At 68.3% G+C, this 20,271-nt stretch carries 14 protein-coding genes; all 14 read left to right on the top strand.

Annotated features, from left to right (window positions below; genetic code table 11):
* Positions 1-17: 17 nt before the first annotated feature.
* The 14 genes from R3E10_13310 (at position 18) to R3E10_13245 (ending at position 20,199) form a co-directional block, all read left to right on the top strand.
* Positions 18-566, top strand: coding sequence for an adenylate cyclase (locus R3E10_13310; GenBank protein ID MEZ4416720.1), 549 nt, complete (start codon positions 18-20; stop codon positions 564-566).
* Positions 563-3,877 carry a PD-(D/E)XK nuclease family protein gene (locus R3E10_13305; protein ID MEZ4416719.1) on the top strand — a complete coding sequence of 1,105 codons (3,315 nt, stop codon included), beginning with the start codon at positions 563-565 and terminating at the stop codon, positions 3,875-3,877. Before R3E10_13310 ends, R3E10_13305 begins: the two co-directional genes overlap by 4 nt.
* Positions 3,874-7,179, top strand: a complete 3,306-nt coding sequence (locus R3E10_13300; GenBank protein ID MEZ4416718.1) for a UvrD-helicase domain-containing protein — start codon at positions 3,874-3,876, stop codon at positions 7,177-7,179. The genes R3E10_13305 and R3E10_13300 overlap by 4 nt, the downstream gene beginning before the upstream one ends.
* Before the next feature lie 55 nt (positions 7,180-7,234).
* Positions 7,235-8,452, top strand: coding sequence for a 6-bladed beta-propeller (locus R3E10_13295; GenBank protein MEZ4416717.1), 1,218 nt, complete (start codon positions 7,235-7,237; stop codon positions 8,450-8,452).
* A gap of 242 nt (positions 8,453-8,694) precedes the next feature.
* Positions 8,695-9,789: a hypothetical protein gene (locus R3E10_13290; GenBank protein MEZ4416716.1), complete on the top strand. Its 1,095-nt coding sequence runs from the start codon at positions 8,695-8,697 to the stop codon at positions 9,787-9,789.
* 79 nt (positions 9,790-9,868) lie between these two features.
* A complete protein-coding gene (locus tag R3E10_13285) occupies positions 9,869-11,683 on the top strand; it encodes a sigma 54-interacting transcriptional regulator (GenBank protein MEZ4416715.1) in 1,815 nt (604 codons plus the stop codon).
* A 238-nt stretch (positions 11,684-11,921) separates the two neighbouring features.
* The gene (locus tag R3E10_13280; protein ID MEZ4416714.1) at positions 11,922-13,154 is read left to right on the top strand and encodes an FAD/NAD(P)-binding oxidoreductase; all 1,233 of its coding nucleotides are present in this window, start codon (positions 11,922-11,924) and stop codon (positions 13,152-13,154) included.
* A 5-nt stretch (positions 13,155-13,159) separates the two neighbouring features.
* Positions 13,160-13,705 (top strand): DUF1641 domain-containing protein, encoded by a 546-nt coding sequence (locus R3E10_13275; protein ID MEZ4416713.1) that lies wholly within the window; start codon positions 13,160-13,162, stop codon positions 13,703-13,705.
* Between the two features lie 45 nt (positions 13,706-13,750).
* A complete protein-coding gene (locus R3E10_13270) occupies positions 13,751-14,068 on the top strand; it encodes a TusE/DsrC/DsvC family sulfur relay protein (GenBank protein ID MEZ4416712.1) in 318 nt (105 codons plus the stop codon).
* The gene (locus tag R3E10_13265) at positions 14,068-14,607 is read left to right on the top strand and encodes a DsrE/DsrF/DrsH-like family protein (protein MEZ4416711.1); all 540 of its coding nucleotides are present in this window, start codon (positions 14,068-14,070) and stop codon (positions 14,605-14,607) included. Before R3E10_13270 ends, R3E10_13265 begins: the two co-directional genes overlap by 1 nt.
* A gap of 68 nt (positions 14,608-14,675) precedes the next feature.
* On the top strand, positions 14,676-15,755 hold the full coding sequence (locus R3E10_13260) for a hypothetical protein (protein ID MEZ4416710.1): 1,080 nt from the start codon (positions 14,676-14,678) through the stop codon (positions 15,753-15,755).
* Positions 15,756-15,848: 93 nt separating this feature from the next.
* Complete coding sequence (locus R3E10_13255) at positions 15,849-17,162, top strand: outer membrane protein transport protein (protein MEZ4416709.1); 1,314 nt, start codon at positions 15,849-15,851, stop codon at positions 17,160-17,162.
* A 108-nt stretch (positions 17,163-17,270) separates the two neighbouring features.
* Positions 17,271-18,455 carry a membrane dipeptidase gene (locus R3E10_13250; GenBank protein ID MEZ4416708.1) on the top strand — a complete coding sequence of 395 codons (1,185 nt, stop codon included), beginning with the start codon at positions 17,271-17,273 and terminating at the stop codon, positions 18,453-18,455.
* A gap of 16 nt (positions 18,456-18,471) precedes the next feature.
* Positions 18,472-20,199: a D-aminoacylase gene (locus R3E10_13245; GenBank protein ID MEZ4416707.1), complete on the top strand. Its 1,728-nt coding sequence runs from the start codon at positions 18,472-18,474 to the stop codon at positions 20,197-20,199.
* Positions 20,200-20,271 lie beyond the last annotated feature (72 nt).

Genomic DNA, 20,271 nt, shown 5'->3' with positions numbered 1-20,271 from the left:
TCGCCCGGAAAAGCCCGATGCACGAGATCGAGCGACGCTACCTCTGCGGACCCGTCGCGCCCGAGACCCTGACTGCAGCGGACCGGGTCCAGCGCATTCGGCAGGGATACCTGACCCGGGTGGGCCCCGCCATCCGGGTCCGTCAGAAGGACGACGCCTTCCTCATGACGGTGAAATCCGGTTCGGGCCTGGTTCGGCGCGAGGTGGAGTGGCCGATCCCGCCCGAGGTCGCAGCGGGTCTGTTCGAGATCGCGGGCTCCGGCGTGCTCACCAAGCTCCGCTATGTGTTCGGGCGCTGGGAGATCGACGTCTTCAGCGGCGCGCTCACGGGACTGGTGGTCGCCGAGATCGAGCTGGCCCGCGAGGACGAGCCCACGCCACCCGTTCCCGAGGGCATCGTCCCGCTGCGCGAAGTGACGGAGGAGCGGGGGCTGACGAACCAATGGTTGGCTGCGCTCACACCCGATGAAGCCCGTGCGCTGGTCGCCGAGATCGGAAAGGGTCCGGACGCGGCCATGGCCTGGGTGCGCGCGCATCCGGATCCGGGAGGTGCGCGCTTCGCATGACGGCTCCCCGCCGCTCGAGCGACGCCGCCGATCAGTTGGGATTCGGCTTTCTGGACGCGGAGCCGTCCGCGGGCCCGCCCGACGGGGGCCCCTCGGACGGGAGCCCAGGATCGCCAGTTCCCTCCGGGACGACCGTCCGCGCGGGACCGCAACGCTCAGCGCTGGTAGACAGCCTACGCGCAGTCACCCTGGCTGCTCCCTACGCCCGCAAGCTCCTGGTGACCGCGACCAGGGGAGAAGGCCGCGAGCTGCTGCGCGCCCTGGTGCGCACCGGGACGCCCTGGGTGGGGTGGGAGGTGGTGACCGCCCGGCCGCTGGCCATCGAGTGCGTCGGGGGCCGGCTGGCCGGGCGTGGTCTCCGCGTGTTGGACGAGTTCGAAGAGGTCTCCCTGCTGGACGACGCGATCGACGCGGCGCTAGCGACGGACGAAGGCGAGGACCGGGAGGGTGGCGGCGTCTCCTTCTCCGACCTTTCGGAAGCGCTGGGCTTCCGGCGCGCGTTGGCGGGTGCCGTGCAGGCGCTACGACTGGGCGGAGTCATGGTCTCCGACGTGAGCCGAGCCGGGTTCGCTGACCAGCGAAAACAGGGATTGGTGGTGCGGGCCCTGTCGCAGTACGAGCGAGCACTCACGCGCGACCGACTCGCCGATAGCGCCACCGTGTTGGCCGAAGCGGCGTCGGTGGTGCGGACGGGCGAGGCTGCGCTGGACTTCGAGCATCTGTTGCTGGTGCCCGGTCTCGGCTCGCGCGGTCGGGCAGGGGAGTTCCTGGCCGCGCTACTCGCACACGGCGCGGTGGTCCTTGAGACAGATCCGGTCGTCGGACTGGAAGTCCCCACTGGCTGGATCTGGAGCGCCCGCGGGGAGGGTAGCGAGCTCTCGCGTCTGCATGCACCGGGACTGATCCAGGGACCCGTGGAGGGCGTGGAGTTGTTCTGCGCCGCCAGTGTCGAAGATGAGTTGCGCGAGGTTCTGCGCCGCGTGCTGGCGCGGGGTCTTGCTTGGGACGAGGTCGAGATCGTCACACCCGACGCCCAGGTCTACGGGTCCGCCTTGCACGCGCTTTCGGAGCGCCTGGACGTCCCCGTCACCTTCGGTGTCGGTCTGCAGGTCGCGCGCACACGCCCCGGGCGTGCCTTGGCGGCGTGCTTCCGCTGGATCGAGGGCGGCTTCCAGGCCGGGGAGATGAGGAGGCTGCTGGAAGCCGGTGACCTGCGCCCGCCCGGTGACGACGCTCCGGACGGCATGGCGCTCGGGCGTCGCTTCCGCGAACTGCGCATCGGGTGGGGTCGCCAGCGGACCGAAGCGCGACTGGCGCGCCGCTTGGCGGCCGTCGATCGGATGCAGGCGCGCGAAGACGAGAACGACGACCGGGCGCGCATCGGTCACGAACGGGCCCGAGCTGAGTTGCTCGCGCTCGCCGCCGTGCTTCGTCCGGTGCTGGAGGCCCTGCCCCCGCTACCGGCAAACCCACTGGACCGCAGCGGGCCGCTCGTCTCGCCGGCAGCCCTGGCCACGGGTGTGCGTCGGTTCCTTTCTCTGGTGCCGGCCCACAACGCCGTCGATCAGACCGCGCTGGAGCGGTTGCAGCGCGTCTTGGCACGGGTGGAAGCGACGTTGACCCGGCCTACGCATTATGCAGCGGCGGCGGCGGCGCTCCGGTCGCACCTGCAGATCCGCGTGCCGGCACCACGAGCGGAGGGCAAGGCCCCCTGGAGCTCAGACGGGGGGCACCTGTACCTCACCGACCTCGAGCACGGTGGATTCACGGGTCGGCGAGCCACCTTCGTGGTGGGCCTGGACGCCGAGCGCTTCCCTGGGTCCGACACTCAGGATCCGTTGCTTCTGGACCGGGAGCGGGTCCGGTTGGGCCGGGGGAAGCTGCCAACCTCTGGAGACCGGATCGAGGAGCGCCGCTTCCTGCTGGCGGCACTCCTGGCCCGCCTGCGCGGCAGCGTTACGCTGAGCTGGTGCGCGTGGGAACCAGCCGAGGCGCGCACCCTTTCCGCATCCTCCGAGGTGCTCCTGGCCTGTCGCCTTCGAACCGGTGATCCGGAGGCGAGCTTCGAGACGCTGCGCGGCCTGGTGGGAACGCCGGTGGCCACCATCCCACCGACGGGTGTACAGGCACTGGACGGACGCGACGTGTGGATGCACGCGCTGGGTCGGGACGGCGTGCTGCGGAACGGCGGCGGCACGGTGCGGAGCGGCTTCCCCGTGCTGGAGCGGGGTCACCGACCGTTCGTCGCGCTCGACGCGCCCGTCGCCTCGGCCCACCTGGGTCAGGTGGAGCCGCGGGAGTCGCTCGATCTGCGGCGGACGGAGCAGGTGCTCTCGGCCAGCCGGTTGGAGAGCCTGGGCACCTGTCCGCGCCGGTACCTGTACGGTTCGGTCCTCCGGATCTATCCGCCCGACGAGCCGGAGTACGATCCCGATCGCTGGTTGGACGCGGCGTCGCGGGGAGTCCTGTTGCACACCGTCTATGAGCGGCTCCTGCGGGAAGCCCGCGCCCGGGGCATCGAGCCGAACACACCGGAGTTCAGCGGGCACGCGCAGCGGGTCCTCGCCGATGAAGCCGCGCGCATGCTGGACAAGGTGCCCACTCCCAGCGAGGAGATCCACCGACGCGAGCTCGCGGGCCTCGAGGACGACCTGCGCGCCTTCACCGGCATGATCACGGAGTCCGGCCGACGGTGGCTGGACCTGGAGGTGAGCTTCGGCAGGGGGCCGACCGGGCCGCTCTCCCTGCCGGTCGAGGGCGGGCGCGTATTGGTGCAGGGCCGTATCGACCGGATCGACGAGAGCGACGACGGCCTGCGCATCATCGACTACAAGACCGGCGGCATGTTCTCCTTCGGCGCCGAGAAGGGCGTGTTCGACGGTGCGCGCCGCCTCCAGCACTACGTGTACTGGGTCGCCGTGCGGACGCTGTACGGGCGGCCCGTGGCAGCGATGGAGTACCACTTCCCCACGCACAAGGCGTCCAATGCCGTCAAGGAGTTCGTGGAGCCGGAGCTCAGGGCCGCGCCCGAGATCCTGGGCAAACTGTTCGACGCCGTGGCGGGAGGGCATTTCCTTCCGACCGACGAGCCCGGCGACTGCCGGTTCTGCGATTTCCAGCCCGTGTGCCGTGTGAGCAGCCGGTGGAACGGCGAGGTCGATGCCTCGCCTCCGGCCGCCTGGGCCGCCCGCTTCGGCGCCGAGGTGGCCGAGTACGCCGCCTTCCGCCGCGCGCGCCGGAGGGAAGAGGAGGGGCCGGGGTTCATCCAGCCGCCTCCGCTCGAGACGCTCCTCGGTGGGGAGGCCCCGTGAGCGGCTCGGTCGCCGTTCGCGCGCGACCGCCCGACCAGGGGGCGCGCGACCGCATCGTGGAGCAACTGGAGCTGAACTTCCTGGTGGAGGCGGGTGCCGGGTCGGGAAAGACCACGGCTTTGGCGGCGCGCATGGTGGCGCTGGTGGCCACGGGCACGGCACGGCCCGACGAGATCGCCGCCGTTACCTTCACGCGCAAGGCGGCGGCGGAGCTGCGCGAGCGGTTTCGTGAGGATCTTGAGAAGGCGATGCGCAGCACCGGCCAGGCTCAGATCCGCAGTCGGCTCGCGCACGCGCTCACTCAGGTGGACCGTGCGTTCCTGGGGACGATTCACGCGTTCGCGGCGCGTCTTCTCAGGGAGCGACCCCTGGAAGCGGGCCTCGATCCAGGCTTTCGCGAGCTGCAGGAGAACGAGGAGGCGCGCCTCCGACGTCAGTTCTGGAACGACCATCTCGAGCGCCTGGCCACGGATGGAGATCCGGGTCTCCTCGAGCTCTCGCGCGTGGGGATCCAACCGCAACGCCTCCACAACGCGTTCCAGGAAATGTCCGACAACCTGGACCTGGAGTTCCCCGCACCGGAGGTACCTGCCCCCACCGAAGCGGAGGTGGCGCTCCTCCGGGTGCAACTCGACGGGTTGCTGGACCGGGCCCAGGCGTTGATGCCGGAGCGGGAGCCCTCCAAAGGGTGGGGTGAGGTCCAACGCAAGGTGGAGCGCGCGTTGCACGCGCGAAAGCACCGCGACTGGGAGCGCACCGAGGCGTTCCTGAACCACCTCTATGCGTTTTCGACCGGCACCACGCGGATCACGCTCAATCGGTGGGAGCCGGACTCCAGGGCGCAGGGGCCCATCAAAGCGCTCCGCGATGACATCGTGGCATTCACGGCCAAGGGCGGGAGGGAGGGTGAAGAGGTCGGGCCCGCGCACGCGGCCCTACGTCGATGGTGGGCGCACCGCTACCCGACAGCGGTGCGCTTCGTCCGACGCGCGGCCGAGGCCTACGCCGCTGAACGTCGGCGCCTGGGGTTGGTCAGCTTCCAGGACCTGCTGCTCCTCACGGCGGAGCTGCTCCGCAGAAGTCCGTCCACCCGTCGCGACCTGGGGCGCCGCTTCCGCTACCTGCTGATCGACGAATTCCAGGACACCGATCCCGTGCAGGCGGAGATCGCCTTTCTGTTGGCATCGGAGCCGGACTCCGAAGAGCCTGCCGACTCGCAGGCGTGGCGCCTGGCGGTGCCTCGGCCCGGTGCGCTCTTCGTGGTGGGCGACCCCAAGCAGAGCATCTACCGATTCCGGCGCGCAGATATCGCGGTATACGAGCAGGTGCGCGCCCGCTTCGCTGCGTTCGGCGAAGTGTTGCGCCTGAATGCCAACTTCCGCTCGTTGCTCGAGATCGCCGCCATCGCCAACGAGGTGTTCTCCGAACGCTTCGGTCAGGATCAGCCTCCCGTCCAGGCCCGCTTCGAGCCCTTGCTGCCGCAGCGGCCGTTCGCCGAGGAGGTGGTGGCGAGTCGAGGGATCGGCTGGTACGCCGTGGACCTCAAGGGTGGGGAAGGAGAGACGCGGGAAGACCGCGTCCGCGACGAAGCCGAGCGCCTGGCCGGCTGGATCCGGTACCGGGTCGATGCCGGAGAGCGCAGCGCCGGCGATTTCCTCGTGTTGACCCGTGTCAAGCGTAACCTGTCGCACTTCGCGCGTGCGCTGGAGGCGCGGGGACTCCCCATCGAGGTGGCCGGCGCGGGGGTGGGCACGGCGCTGGAGTTGGACGAGTTGCGCCTGCTCCTGCGGGCGCTCACCGATCCCGGCAACGACGTGTTGATCGCAGCAGCGCTCACCGGCCTGTTCTTCGGCGTCGATCACGAGGAGCTGGTGCAGCACCGGCTGGGAGGGGGACGTCTCGACCTCTGGGAGCCTGGGCGCGAGGACGGAGTGGTGGCGGAGGCGTTGCGTGCGTTGCGGGACCTGTGGACGCGCAGCCAGGCGCAGCCGGCAGACGTGTTCATCGCGGCGCTGGTCGAGCGGACGGGCTTGCTGCCCCACGCGGCCGCGGGGGAACTGGGTTCGCTGCGGACCGGCGTGCTCGCCTACGCGTTGGATGCCGTGCGTGCCGCGGCGGTGGCAGGAGACACGTCGTTGGTAGGTGCGTTGGACGCGCTGGAGACAGCCCTGGCCTGGGAGGAGGCGGAGGCGCCGCTGCGACCGGGCGCCAGCGACGCGGTGCGCATCATGAACCTGCACAAGGCGAAGGGCCTGGAGGCCCCCGTCGTGATTCTGGCGGATCCGGGATCGGGGGGGACGGGCAGCCGCTCGCTCCACGTGCAGCGGGACGAAACGGGAGTGGGGCGCGCGTGGTTCACCGTGACCGAGCGGGAGGGCTGGAACACCGTACCGCTGGCGCAGCCGGAGGGCTGGCCGGAGATGGCGGACCTGGAGACGCGCTACGACAAGGCTGAGCAGGAGCGGCTGCTCTACGTCTCCGCCACGCGTGCCCGGGACGAGCTCGTTATCGCGCTGGGGCAGAACGGCCGCGCGGACCGGGAAGCCTGGAGGGTGTTCAGCACCTGGTCCCAGGAGCACGCGACCCTGCTGGAGCTGCCGCTGCTGGCGCCGGGAGGGCGGATGCCACTGGAGGAGGGTGCCGCTGCGCTCGCTGCGGCTGCGCGCCGGGCCGGAGAGCGACGCGCGCGCGGCGGCACTCCGACCGTGCGCTTTCACTCCGTGACGCAGCAAGCCAAGAGTTCAGATGAAGAGACCGAACCGGCGCTGGACCGGGCCATCGAGCGTGCGACCGGTCCCCGGGGGTACGAGTGGGGCAGCGTCGTGCACGGGACGTTGGCGGCTGCGGCGCGCGGACGCTCGCTCGAGGAACTGCGAGCGGTGGGCTCCGACCTGCTCCGGGAGTACGAGCGCCCCGTCGATGATGCCGGCCGGCCCACCGAGCTGGCGGAGTTGCTGGGGCTGGTCGAGCGCGTACGTGGCTCGGACCTCTGGCGGCGTTCCGAGCGGGCGGCGGTTCGGCACGTGGAGGTTCCGGTCGCGGTACCGTTGGACGGGGAGAGAGAGGGGGATGGGCCCGTCGTGCTTGAGGGCGTCGTCGATCTCGCGTTCCGGGAAGCGAACGGCTGGGTCGTAGTCGACTACAAGACCGACTCCGGCGACGACCCCGACTTCCCTGTTCGGTCGGGTCGCTACCGCAGGCAGGTGGAGTTGTATGCCCACGCCTGGGCCTTGGCGGTGGGAGAGCCCGTGGTCGAACGCGCCGTGTACTATACGACGCGGGATGTGGTGGACTCGTTCTGAGGGGGGCCGGTGCGCCGGGCGGCGACGCCTTCCCGGTGCGGCGTCCAACACGCCGATGATGCGACGCACGATCGGATACGCTGCCGTCGGGCTCGTCGCCTTCTCGCTGGGCTGCGAGGCGCGCTCGCACGTGGAGGCGGTGTCCATCCAGGACAGCGCGGGCGTCGAGGTCGTCGACAATCACACTCCCGAATGGACGGACGCCACCCGTTGGCACGTCGCTCCGGGTGCCTCCTTGCGACTGGGAAGCGCCGGCGGTCCGGTCGAGACGCAGTTCTCCGAGGTCGTCGGTGCGCTGCGGACGCCGGAAGGCCTGCTGTTCGTAGCGGACGGCGCCTCGCGCCAGATCCGCGTGTTCGACCGTGCCGGCGCTCTGCACGCGGTGGTGGGGGGGGCCGGGGACGGGCCGGGGGAGTTCCGGTCGCTCTCGGCGCTCGGTGTGATGGAAGGAAAAGGGGTGTGGGCCTACGATTTCCTGGCCCGTCGCTTCACTTGGTTGAGCCTCGAAGCTGAGCTTCTAGGCACGACGACGTTGCCGGCGGAGCCACCCGTGTTGAGCGCGGTCGGCGTGCTGGAAGGAAGGGAACCCGTGCTGCGCCAGGTGTGGGCCGCCACGATACTGGCCGGCGCGGCGACCGCGGGCTTTCGGCGGGACCCGGTCGCGTGGGTCCGCTTCGACGCGTCCGCCGTCACCGTCGATACGCTGGGGGTGTTTCCGGGCCGGGAGGTCACGCTCACCAGCGACGCCGGGCGACTGGTGATGAACCTCCCGCCGTTCGTCCACACCTCGGAGGGAGCGGTGCGCGGCACACGCATCGTCGTGGGCACGCAAGACAGCCTGCGCTTCGAAGAGCTGGATCGGGGGGGAGCGCTCACGCGGCAGATCCGTCTACCCACTCCCTCTCTTGCGGTGACTCCCGCGGCGTTGGAGGCGGAGCTCGATCGCGGAGTGGCCACGGTCCCGCCGGAACAACGCACCGCGCGTAGAGCCGCCCTCGCGGCCCTCGAGCACGCCGCCAGCCAGCCGGCCCACGCACGTCTGTTGTTCGATGCCGAGGGCAACTTGTGGATCGAGCCGTTCGGACTTCCGGTGGAGGGCAGCGCCCCCTGGTCGGTGGTCGACCGGACCGGGCGCTGGCTGGGTCGGATCGACCTGCCAGGCGGGTTCAGGATGCTCGACGCCGGAGCCGGCGAGTTGATCGGAGTCGAACGGGATGCTTTCGACGTGGAGGAGGTGGTGGTCTACCCGCTCGTGAAGCCCTCGCCCCGCTAAGCAGCCGACGAGGGGCCCTGGGGCCCCGGACCCCCCCCCTCCCATACTACGAAACCCTTCGTCTTTCCAGCAATCGGCGGTTGGACTGATCTACCCGATTCTTCGTAGTGCCGCCGGTGTCTCCAGCGTTGACCGTAGGCCTCGCGCTGTGGCCGGGCTCGTGTACGGAGAATGACCGTTTTCCCAACGGATCGCGCTTCCTATCCACAGGCGCTCAACCAACTGGGGAGGAGGTGTTCGGCATGGTCACTCCGTGGCGAGGTGCGCGAAGGGTCGCAGTGGTACCCGTCTTCGATCGCAACGTCGACCGGATCCCCCCGCCGGCCGATTGGGACTACCAGGTCCGGGCGAGGACCCTGCACGAGCCGGATCCCGCGAGTGGCGAGGACGGATCGTTCCAGAACTACCTGCAAGCGGTGTCGTCGGGGACGGCGTTCCTCGAGGCGGAGTTCTTCCCGCGAGTCGTCGCGGACGACGCAGATGTGTTGGGGGCAGCAGCCCGCAGCTTGCCCTCCGGTCACGGGCATACGCATCTGCTCGCAGTGCTTCCCCACAGCTTCGGACAACATCGCGGTGGATTCGCGCAGTGGGGTCTGTCCCCAGTCAACGGTATCACGGCGATGTCGCGCGTCGCGCTGTTCGACAACCCGCAGCTCACGCTCCGCCAGCCGATCGGTGTCTGGGCCATGGAGCTCTTTCACGCGATCACGGGGCTGGGTGACCTCTACAACGTAAACCCGGCGCTGGGGCCCTACGACGTGATGTCGTCCGCTGGCGCCACCACGCACCCGTCCGCGCACACGAAGAACCTGTTCGGGTGGCTTCCCCGAGCGGCGTTCATCGAGCACGGCAGCGGGCGCCGGTCCTATCAGCTCCAGGCGATCGCGATGCCCCAACCGGCACCTCCCGGTCAGGCGAGCGCGGTGCGCGTGTCCTCCCGCACGTCACACACCCACTTCGTCATCGAGTCGCGCCGCCGCGTGGACGCCTATGAACGGCAGGACGGGACCTTCGACGGCATCCCGCGGGAGGGCGTCATCGTCTACGAGGTCGAGACCGACACCCGGGTGTTCCTACGAACGTCGGCTGCACTCTCGGACGGACAGTCCTACAGCAATCCGGCAGAAGGCCTGACGGTGCGCGTCACGTCCACCCGGACGGATGGCCACACCGTGCAGGTGGACCGGGCGGCCAGCCCACAGTGTCCGGCCTTGGAGCAGGCGATCGAGCTCCTGCAGGAGTCCGTGCGGGAGGAGCGCGATCCGTTCGTCCGGCGTCTGCTGCTGCAGGAGCTGGCGCGCAAGCGGGCCGAGGCCAGGCGGCTGGGGTGCCGCTAGCTCCCACCCCCGCACCGGGCCCCCCGCTCCCGCCTCGGGCCGGCGCTTGACAGCCCCCCGCCCAAAGGGAGATTCAGGCATGGGGGTGAAACAATCCGTTTCAGAACGTTCCGAGGACCCCGGGGAAGGGGGTGGGGGCCACGCGGGTGACGCACCCGATCCCCGGGCCCTGGAGTCGCTGGGCGCGTTGGCCCACCTGGCCTACTTCCAGGTGGATGAACATCGGAACCTGGTGGCCCTGAGCCCGGCGCTGGAGGAGCTGACCGGCTTCCGGGCCGAGGACGTGCTGGGCCGCTCCTGCCTGACGGTGATCCGCTGTTCGGAATGCCGGCAGGGGTGCGGCGTCTTCCGGCACCACGAAGTCGTGGATGCGCCCATCACGCTCTCCCGGGCCGACGGCACCACCGTCGACGTGCTCAAGTCCGGCAGGGTCTTCCTCGACGAGCAGGGGGAGATCCGCGGTGCCCTGGAAGTCGTGACGCCCAGTGAGGGGCTCCCGGCGGGAGGGCGGATCTCCGCAGCGGCCATCGATGCGCTCTTCAGCAGCCTCGGGCGGGCCTTCTTCACCACCGATGGCGCCTTTCGGGTCGTGGGCTACTCGAGCGCCTTCGACGAGATCCTCTCCCTGGCCAAGGGCACACTGACCGGAGTGCCGCTGGGCCGGCTGCTGGGGGAGGAGCTCTTCGGGGAACACTCCCGCTTCCGTGAAGCGCTGGAGCGCGGCGAGAGGCGCGAGGGTGTGCGTGCCACCTTGCGCTGGCCCGGACGTCAGCCGCGACAGGTTTCCCTCAGCGTGGGGACGATCGAACAGAGCGACCGTTGCGCCGGGCTGTCCGGGCGCTACCTCGTCATGATCCGTCCGGAACGCACGGTGGGTGAGCTGCCCGCCTACCGGGGCATGGTCTCCCGATCCGCCGCCATGCAGCGGATCTTCCGCGTCATCGAGCTCCTCAAGGACAACGACTCCACGGTGCTCATCACGGGCGAGAGCGGAACAGGCAAGGAGCTCGTGGCGCGCGCCCTCCACGAGACCTCGCATCGTGCCGACAAGCCCCTGGTGATCGTGAACTGCGCAGCGATTCCTTCGGAACTGCTGGAAAGCGAGCTCTTCGGACACGTGCGCGGAGCGTTCACGGGAGCCGTACGAGACCGCGCTGGACGCTTCGAGACCGCCGACGGCGGAACCCTCTTCCTGGACGAGATCGGCGACCTGGCGCTCCCACTGCAGGCCAAGCTGCTGCGCTTTCTGCAGCAACAGACCTTCGAGCGCGTCGGCGAAAACCGGACGCGGAAAGTGGACGTGCGTGTGTTGGCGGCGACGCACGTCAACCTGGTGCGTGCCGTCGCCGAGCGACGCTTCCGCGAGGATCTCTACTATCGACTACGGGTGGTGCCCATCGAGATCCCTCCGCTGCGGGACCGACGTGAGGACCTCGACGCGCTCATCCGGTTCTTCCTGGACCGCATTGGCCAGGAACGCGGCCGGGCGCTGCAGCTGGCACCGTCTGCCATGCGGGTGCTCGGTGAGTATCCGTGGCCCGGAAATGTCCGCGAGCTGGAACACGCGCTCGAGTATGCCACCATGGTCTGTGAAGGCCAGACCATCCACGTCCGCGATCTCCCCCCAGAGATCGCCAAAGGATTGGATGCGGAGGTGGAGGGGCCCTCTCCCGTGTCCACCCCGACGCGCGATCGCACGGCGCGGCCGCCGGCCGCGGAGGACGGTTTCGCGGGTCCTCCCGCCGACGTCCTGCTGTCCCCGTCGGAAGCGGCCGAAGCCCGGACCATTCGCGAAGCCCTGGAGCGGGCCCGTTTCCGTAAGGCGGAGGCCGCCGAGCAGTTGGGCATGAGCCGGACCACGCTCTGGCGGAAGATGCGCCGCTTCGGGCTCTAGTCGGCACTTCGGCTCCCGCAACGGCAGCGGGCCATGCACCATTGTGAAACGTGACGGTGCGTTCACGGAACATGACGTTTCACGTTGCACCTGCTCCCCGCCGGCCACATCGCCGTAACGCGTTATCACATCGACACTTCCCTGGACTCCGTTTCTCGGTACCCCTGTTGCATTCCGTGTACGGCGCGGTCGGGCCGAGTCGCCCGACGTACCGCACAGGCCACAACAGGGTGTCATCATGAAGAAGATCGTGATCCTGGGAGCCGGCACCGCAGGCACGATGATGTCCGCGAAGCTTCGGCGGGCGCTGGATCCGGAAGAATGGACGATCCAGCTCGTCGACCAGGACAATCAGCACATCTACCAGCCGGGTCTGCTCTTCATCCCGTTCGGCGTATATCGGCCCCGAGAGATCGTGAAGGCTCGGGCCCGCTACGTACCTGCGGGTGTCGAGCTGGTTCTGGCCATCATCGACCGCATCGCGCCGGACGAAAACCGGGTGTACCTCGAGGATGGTCGCGTCCTCGACTACGACTTCCTGATCATCGCGACCGGAAGCCGCATCGTTCCGGGTGAGACCGAGGGGCTGACGGGTCCCGGGTGGGGGAAGAAGGCCTTCGACTTCTACACGCTGGAGGGGGCCACCGCGTTGGCGGACCGTCTCGAGCGCTTCGAAGGTGGGCGAGTCGTCCTCAACGTCGTCGAGATGCCGATCAAGTGCCCGGTGGCACCGCTCGAGTTCTTGTTCCTGGCCGACTGGTACTTCACCAAACGTGGTCTGCGTGACAAGGTCGAGATCGTCTACGCCACACCGCTCGATGGCGCTTTCACCAAGCCCAAGGCCTCCGAGCGGCTGGGCTCGATGCTCCAGGAGCGCGGGATCAAGGTTGAGCCCCTGTTCAACACCGGCGAGGTCGACATCGAGCAGGGCGTGCTCAAGAGCTGGGATGAGCGCGAGATCCCCTTCGATCTTCTGGTCACCATTCCCACACATATGGGGAGTGAGGCCATCGGTCGATCGGACCTGGGCAACGAGCTGGACTTCGTACCCACCAATCGCCACACGCTTCAAGCTGAAGCCGCCACCAACATCTTCGTGATCGGGGATGCCACCGACCTACCGTCGTCGAAGGCAGGTTCCGTGGCGCATTTCCAGGGCGAGGTGTTGATCGAGAACGTCCTGCGCGCGATCGAGGGGCGTGAGCTGCTCCCCCACTTCGACGGCCACGCCAACTGCTTCATCGAAACCGGATTCGGCAAGGCCGTGCTCATCGATTTCAACTACGAGACCGAACCGCTCCCCGGTCGCTTCCCGCTACCCGGACTGGGCCCGATGACCCTGCTCGAGGAGAGCGAGATGAACCACTGGGGGAAGATGGCCTTCCGCTGGATCTACTGGAACGTGCTCCTGAAAGGTGCGGAGATGCCCTTCATCGGCACGCAGTTGTCGATGGCAGGAAAGTGGAGGTAGCGCCCGTGAACACTCCGATGACGCTGGACACGAACAAGGGTGCCCTGTCCGAGGACCTGGGCGTGGTGCTCGCTCGGATCGAGGCCCGTCTGGAGCGCGTGGAGCGTGGGCTCGACGCCTTCGAAGAGCGCGCCGAGTCGCTGGCCGAGTTGAAAGAAGACCTCATGCCCATGGCGAACGGCCTGTTTCAACGGGCCAGCGATACGCTGGGGCGCTGGGAGGAGACTGGCGCCCTCGCCTTCCTGGCCGAGGCGAGCACGCTGCTGGAGCGGGTCGCGACGAGCTTCACACCCGAGGACGTCCGTCTGTTGGGCGAGAACCTGGTGGGCATTCTCGAAACCGTGCGGAATCTGACGCAGCCCGAGATACGGGAGATCGCGGACCGTGCCACAGGAGCTCTGCGGGCCGCTGAGCACGCCCCGGAGGTCAAGCCCAAGCTGCTGCGTTCGCTGCGCGATCCCGAGGTGCGGCGGGGCATGGGGCTCATGCTGACGCTGCTCAAGGAGTTGGGAGCCGGCCGCGAGACTGTCGCGGCCGGGGCCGTCGAATAGACCACAGGACCTGAACACGACGCCGAAACCGAAGCGGAGACCATCATGAGTACTGTCACCTACGCAGGAACCCCGATCGAGGTCGATCATGAAGGGTTCATGTTGAATCCCGATCAGTGGACGCCCGACGTGGCGGCCGACATCGCCCGCAGTGTGGGGATCGACCCGCTGACGGAGCGCCACTGGCAAGTGATCGACTTCTGCCGGCGCGATGCCGCCGAGAAGGGGACTCCTCCCGGAGTCCGTCGCATCACCAAGCTCGCCGGTGTCTCGACCAAGGACATGTACGAACTATTCCCCAAAGGACCTGGGATCCTCGCCGCCAAGATCTCCGGTCTCACGAAGCCGAAAGGGTGCATCTGATGAGCAACGCGACGATGCAGGAAACGAAGGCGCCCGCGCAGGCGGTCGGCGCCGCCACGGTCGAATCCGGCGAACCGGAGACTGCTCGCAAGATCGCGATCATCTGCTCGAAGGGCAGTCTGGACATGGCCTATCCTGGCCTGATCCTGGCGAACGCGGCCCGCATGATGGGCATCGAAGCCGTGCTCTTCTTCACCTTCTGGGGCCTGGACGTGGTCACGGAGAAGAAGGTGGACCATCTGCACGCGGACCTGGTGGGCAACCCCGCCAACCCGATGCCGACGTGGATCCAAGGCTTCCCGGGCATGGAGGCGCTCGGGTCCAAGATGATGAAGAAGAAGATCGAGGAGCTCGACATCCCGGACGTCCGTGAAATGCTGGAGACGCTCGACGATGCCGGTGCCGAGATCTATGCCTGTCAGATGGCCATGGAGATGTTCGGGCGGGAGAGGGACGACCTGGTGCCCCAGGTGCAAGCCGTCATCTCCGCGATGGACTTCTTCGACAAGGCCGAAGGCGCTCAGACGATCTTCATCTGAGCCGGTTCGCTATCTGAACGCGCCCGGGGACGCCGCAGCGGTCCCCGGGCAGCGAGTGAGGTGGTTCCATGAAGACCCGCTGGCCCCGTGTGTGCCTGGCGGGCGCCCCCCGGGTGCCGCTCCCCTGGCCCCGTATCGCGGCGCTTGCGCTCGCCCTCCTGATTCCCGCGGCACCCCTCCGCGCAGGTGCTCCGACGGAACCTCCACCGCGGACCTGGAGCTTCCAGCGATCGCTCTTCGCCGATCTCTGGTTCGGCGCCCTGGCGACACTCGGGTTCGACGGATCCGCGGAGCAGCCGCTGTACGCACCCGGATTCGCCGAGCGGATCCGGAAGCACAAAGCGAGGCTACGTCTGCTCCCGACGCCGTTGGACCGCGACGCGGCTTCCCTGGGCACGTTGTTGGCGGACGACGCCGCCTTCGAGGTGCTGCACTTCGTTCCGCTCTACGTGGACGCCACGAATCCGAATGACGGGTTGGACGCGCTGGAAGCGCTGTGCAGACCCCAACAGCCTCCCTCTTCCCTTGGTCTGATGGCGCTGGCGAGCGTGCTGTCCAGCCGCGACCAGAGGGAAGTCCTCTGCCGCCTGGTCTCCGATGTTCGCGAAGAGTGGCGCGTGTTGGATGCCTTCTACGAGGGGCTCTTGGGCGTTGGCGCGTCGGCCGTGCTCGAAGACACGTGGACGTCCACCTACGCAGGGCCGCTCGCGGAACACCTGCAGACCTGGGGCGTGTCGGGAGGACGGGCCGTGGTCTCGCCCGCGCTCGGCGTGGAAGGCCGCTTCTTCGCTGGGCGGCCGGACGATGCCACCGACACACGCGTCATGGTGGGAGCGCCTGCCGCGCCGGGGGGAGAAGCCCTCGGGGAAGCGTTGGGGGCGCTGGTCCGTGAGCTCTGCTTCCCGGCGGTGCGCGCAGCCTTCGCGACGCTGGAGCTCGAGTTCACCGATCGAGCGGTCGCGAGCCGGGAGAGCGATGCGGCAGCCACCCGCTGCGGCGAATCGCTGCTGGCTCGCCATCTACCCGCGGGGCTCGAGGACTACCGACGCCGCTTCGGGCTGGATGCTGATTCCCACACCAGATCGCAGAAAGGAGGCCTCGAGGAGCGGATCGATGCCACGATCGAACGACTGAGCGCGACGCGATGAGAGAACCTCGGCTACCGGAGGACCAACCGGCGATCCGCGACGCATGCAGAAGTGCGAACCATCAACGAAGGAGAATCACCGAGAGGAGATGTCATGGAGAATAGATGGTGGTGGAGAGCCTTGGGCTCGACGGTGTTCGCCTTGACGCTGGCAGGACCAGCGTCGGCGACGGACGGACACTTCCTCCATGGGGTGGGAGCGGTGAACTCCGCCATGGGTGGCGCGGGCATCGCGGCACCCGGAGACCTCATGGGCAGCATGTACCTCAACCCGGCCGGACTGACCACGATCGACGGAACCCGTGTGGCGTTCGGCTTCGAGATGTTCAAACCCAGTCGGACGGTCTCCAGCAGCATGCCCGGCCTGGGAGCGGGATCGACCGAGTCGAAGAGCAACTTCGTGCCCATCCCTTCCTTCGGATTCAGCATGAAGGCTGGTGAGCGCTGGACGGTGGCCGTGGCCGGACTGGGGATCGGAGGCTTCGGCGTCGACTATCCTTCCAGCACGGCCAACCCCATCCTGGCCAACCGTCCCAACGGCTTCGGGCAGGTCTACAGCAACTTCTCGCTGATGAAGATCATGCCGGCCGCGGCCGTGCAGGCATCAGACAGATTGTCGCTGGGGTTCGCGCTCAACCTGGACTGGGCGTCGCTGACTGTCGATCCCATGCCCACCGCTTCACCCGTGGTTGCGCAGACCCCGCAGGGACCGGCGCCGTTCTATTCGCGCGCGTCCGCTGGCGACGGCCAGTTCGGCTTCGGCCTGCAGGCCGGACTGCTCTATCAGGCGACTGACGCGCTAACGTTCGGCTTGGCGTACACGAGCCCGCAGTGGTTCAAGGACTTCACCTTCAACGCTATGGACGAGAACCCCTTCTCGAGCGGCTACGGCTCGGCGCGGGAGATCGTCTTCGCGATGGACGTGCCAGCCGTCTACGGCGCGGGGGTGGCGCTGCAGCCGTCGGAGACCGTCCTGCTGACGGGTGACGTGCGCTACATCACCTACTCTTCCACGGCCGGCTTCGAGACCGATTCGCCGGGCTTCCAGGCCGACGGCTCGGTGGACGGCTTCGGCTGGGATGACATTCTGGTCGGTGCCGCCGGCGTGGAGATCGCAGCCTCGAGCCACTGGAAGCTGCGCGCTGGCTACAACTACAGCCAGAATCCGATTCCGGACGACCTGTCCGTCTACAACGTCGCCGCTCCGGCGGTCGTGCAGCATCACCTTACCGCCGGCCTCGGCTTCCAGAATGGCGGTGGGTTCGGGGTCGACCTCGGGCTGTACCAGGCACTGGCCAACGACATCACCGGCCCCTTCAACACGCCGTTCGGCGTGATGGAAGTGACCAACGAGCTGTCGGAGACCTCCGTGCTGCTGCAGTTCAGCTTCTCAGGTCTGGGTCGCTGACGATCACGCCAAGGGAGGCAGGGCCACCCTGCCTCCCGAGCCCCTTGGCGCGCCTTCCTGGCTCACCCTAGCTTCGCCTCCCGGACCAACCGATTCCCGGAGTCGAAGATGACGTATCCCCAGGGGGGCCGCCCCAGCCGCCGTCAACTCCTCCAATGGGCTGCCGGCGCGGCAGCTGCCGGCCTGGCCGCACCCATGTTGAACCTGGGGCGCTACCGCCTCTTCGCCGCGTCCCCACGCGAGTACAGCGCGCGCTGCGTGGACCTGGTGGGAGGGTCGTTGGTGATCGACATGCTCTGTCCGCTGACCATCAACAACGAGACCCAGCAGCGCTGGGGTCCGGATGGCGCAGGGTTCACGGCGGCCGACTTCGAGGAGTTCAGGGGCTCGGAGATCGACGTCATGCACATCGCCACCGGGATCGGCGGTGCGGACGCGCACGAGGCCTACGACAACGTCATGCGCTTCATCTCAGCGCACCTTGCTCTCATCGCCAACCGTCCGGATGCGTTCATGCGCATCGACGAAGCGGCCGACTTCGACCGTGTGCGCGAACATGAGCGCATCGGTGTCTTGATCGGCTTGCAGAACTCCGAGCATTTCCGGCGGCCCGAAGATGTCGCCACCTTCCATGCACTCGGCCAGCGTGTCTCCCAGCTTACCTACAACGCGCGCAATCGGATCGGGAACGGGTCCACCGAACGGGTGGACGGGGGGATCAGCGACTTCGGCGTGGCGGTCATCGGCAAGATGAACGAGGTGGGCATGGCCGTCGACGTGTCGCACAGCGGAGATCGCACCACGCTGGACGCGTTCGAGATCTCAGCGCAACCGGTGCTCATCACCCACTCCAACTGCCGAGCGTTGGCTCCTGGCCACCCGCGCTGCAAGACCGATGAGGCCATCCGGGCCGTAGGGCGCGCCGGGAGCGTCATGGGCATCACGGGCGTGCGCATGTTCGTCAAGAACGACGAGCCCACCACCATCGAGCACCTCCTCGATCACTTCGACCACGTGCGGGATCTGATCGGACCTGAACACCTCGGTGTGGGAAGCGACATCGATCTGCACGGCTACGACGATCTACCTGCCGAGCAGAACGCCAACCTGCGCGCGAGCTACAAAGGCAGCTACGGCTTCCGCGACAAGATCGACATCGAAGGCGTCGATCACCCGCAGCGCATGTTCGACCTGACCGAGGGTCTGATTCGCAGAGGCTACTCGGACGACGACATCCGCGGCATCCTGGGCGGGAACTTCCGCCGGGTGCTCACCGAGATCTGGTCCGCCTGAACCCAGAGAGACTCCGATGCGACGCACGAACGCACTTCTTGCCATCCTGCTGCTGACCGCCTGCACAGCGGAGAGCGGCGCCCCGCCGGCAGCGACGCCAATGGGCTCTGCGGAGCCCGCCGCGGCAGGCGCCTACGACCTGATCTTGTCGGGCGGCAAGATCGTGGACGGGACTGGAGCGGCCTGGTTCTATGGCGATCTGGGCATCCGCGCTGACCGGATCGCGGCCATCACTCCGGCCGGTGTGCTGGCAGGCGCCACGGCCGGCACCCGCATCGATGCCACCGGCATGGTGGTCTCCCCTGGGTTCATCGACATCCAGAGCCACTCGCGTGGGGCCTTCCTCACGGGCGACGGTCGCGTGCTCGGCAAGATCACCCAGGGAATCACCACGGAGATTATGGGGGAGGGGTGGACCAACGCCCCGGAGAACGAGCGCACGCGTGCGGCGGCGGACGCGATCGACCCGGAGGCCGCCGCCGCGGGCCTCGATTTCTCCGGTGAGCACGGCTTCGACGCCTGGCTGCGGGCGATGGAGAGCCACGGCACGTCTCCCAACGTCGGCTCCTTCGTGGGCGCGTCCACCATCCGGATCTACGGCAAAGGGATGGACGCCGGGCCCGCCAACGCGGAAGAGCTCGAGCAGATGAAGACCGCGGTCCGCCACGCGATGGAGGACGGGGCCTTCGGAGTGGCCAGCGCGCTGATCTATCCGCCGGGCAACTATGCCTCCACGGACGAGCTGGTGGAGATCGTCTCTGCTTCCGCTCCCTACGGAGGGGTCTACATCACCCACATGCGATCGGAGGCTGATCGCTATCTGGAGGCGATCGACGAGGCGATGGAGATCGGGAAACGCGCCGGCGTTCCCGTGGAGATCTACCATCTGAAGGCGGCGGGACGCCGCAACTTCTCCAAGGGACCGCAGGCCGTCGCGAAAATCGACTCGGCGCGGGCGGCTGGGCTGGACGTGCAAGCCAACATGTACCCCTACATCGCCGGCGGCACCGGGCTGGCCGCCCTGCTGCCCCCCTGGGCCTCGGAAGGCGGTCGGTTGCTGGAGAACCTGCAGGATCCCGCGACCCGCAAGCGCATCCACGACGAGGTCATCGGCGACAACGTGGAATGGGAGAACCTGGGCGCGCTGGCCACGCCCGGAGGCGTGCTGGTGGTTGAGGCTCCGGGCGCCGAGCAGCACGTGGGCAAGCGCCTCTCGGAGGTGGCTGCCGAACTCGGCGGGGACTGGGTGGACGCGGCCATCGAGCTCACCATCGCGACCAAGGGTCAGGCCGGTATGGTGGTCTTCATGATGAGTGAGCCCAACCTGGCGCTGCAGATGAAGCAGCCTTGGATCAAGTTCGGCACCGACGCCGGTGGCATGGATCCCGATTCGGTCACCTCGATGGCACACCCGCGCTCCTACGGCACGTTCCCGCGCATCCTGGGCCGCTACGTGCGGGATGCGCGGGTCTTCCCGCTGGAGGACGCCATCCGGAAGATGAGCTCCGCCGTGGCGACGCGTCTGTCCCTCGGCGACCGGGGTGTGCTGCGGGAAGGCATGATGGCCGACATCGTGGTTTTCGACCCCGAGACCGTGCTGGACGTGGCCACCTTCGAGCAGCCCCACCAGCTCTCGGTCGGCATCCGCGACGTCTTCGTCAATGGAGTGGCGGTGGTCCGGGACGGCGAGCACACCGGCGCCAAGCCGGGGCGGGTCGTGCGCGGGCCCGGCTGGAGACCGTAGCGGGTCGCTGAGGGGGAGGGGGCCCCGCGGGCGCGGGGGCATTGACCGGCGGACGGCGACCTCTAGCTTCCG

It is taken from the genome of Gemmatimonadota bacterium (assembly GCA_041390105.1).
In the GTDB taxonomy this organism is placed as follows: Bacteria; Gemmatimonadota; Gemmatimonadetes; order Longimicrobiales; family Gaopeijiaceae; genus JAGQIF01.
Note: the sequence above shows the minus strand (reverse complement) of the source record. Positions and strands in the feature narration are given on the sequence as shown.

Coding starts and splice junctions, on each gene's coding strand:
- R3E10_13265 (MEZ4416711.1), top strand. CDS start 14,068: ATGAGCAACGCGACGATGCAGGAAACGAAGGCGCCCGCGCAGGCGGTC.
- R3E10_13280 (MEZ4416714.1), top strand. CDS start 11,922: ATGAAGAAGATCGTGATCCTGGGAGCCGGCACCGCAGGCACGATGATG.
- R3E10_13290 (MEZ4416716.1), top strand. CDS start 8,695: ATGGTCACTCCGTGGCGAGGTGCGCGAAGGGTCGCAGTGGTACCCGTC.
- R3E10_13250 (MEZ4416708.1), top strand. CDS start 17,271: ATGACGTATCCCCAGGGGGGCCGCCCCAGCCGCCGTCAACTCCTCCAA.
- R3E10_13305 (MEZ4416719.1), top strand. CDS start 563: ATGACGGCTCCCCGCCGCTCGAGCGACGCCGCCGATCAGTTGGGATTC.
- R3E10_13255 (MEZ4416709.1), top strand. CDS start 15,849: ATGGAGAATAGATGGTGGTGGAGAGCCTTGGGCTCGACGGTGTTCGCC.
- R3E10_13270 (MEZ4416712.1), top strand. CDS start 13,751: ATGAGTACTGTCACCTACGCAGGAACCCCGATCGAGGTCGATCATGAA.
- R3E10_13310 (MEZ4416720.1), top strand. CDS start 18: ATGCACGAGATCGAGCGACGCTACCTCTGCGGACCCGTCGCGCCCGAG.
- R3E10_13285 (MEZ4416715.1), top strand. CDS start 9,869: ATGGGGGTGAAACAATCCGTTTCAGAACGTTCCGAGGACCCCGGGGAA.
- R3E10_13295 (MEZ4416717.1), top strand. CDS start 7,235: ATGATGCGACGCACGATCGGATACGCTGCCGTCGGGCTCGTCGCCTTC.
- R3E10_13260 (MEZ4416710.1), top strand. CDS start 14,676: ATGAAGACCCGCTGGCCCCGTGTGTGCCTGGCGGGCGCCCCCCGGGTG.
- R3E10_13245 (MEZ4416707.1), top strand. CDS start 18,472: ATGCGACGCACGAACGCACTTCTTGCCATCCTGCTGCTGACCGCCTGC.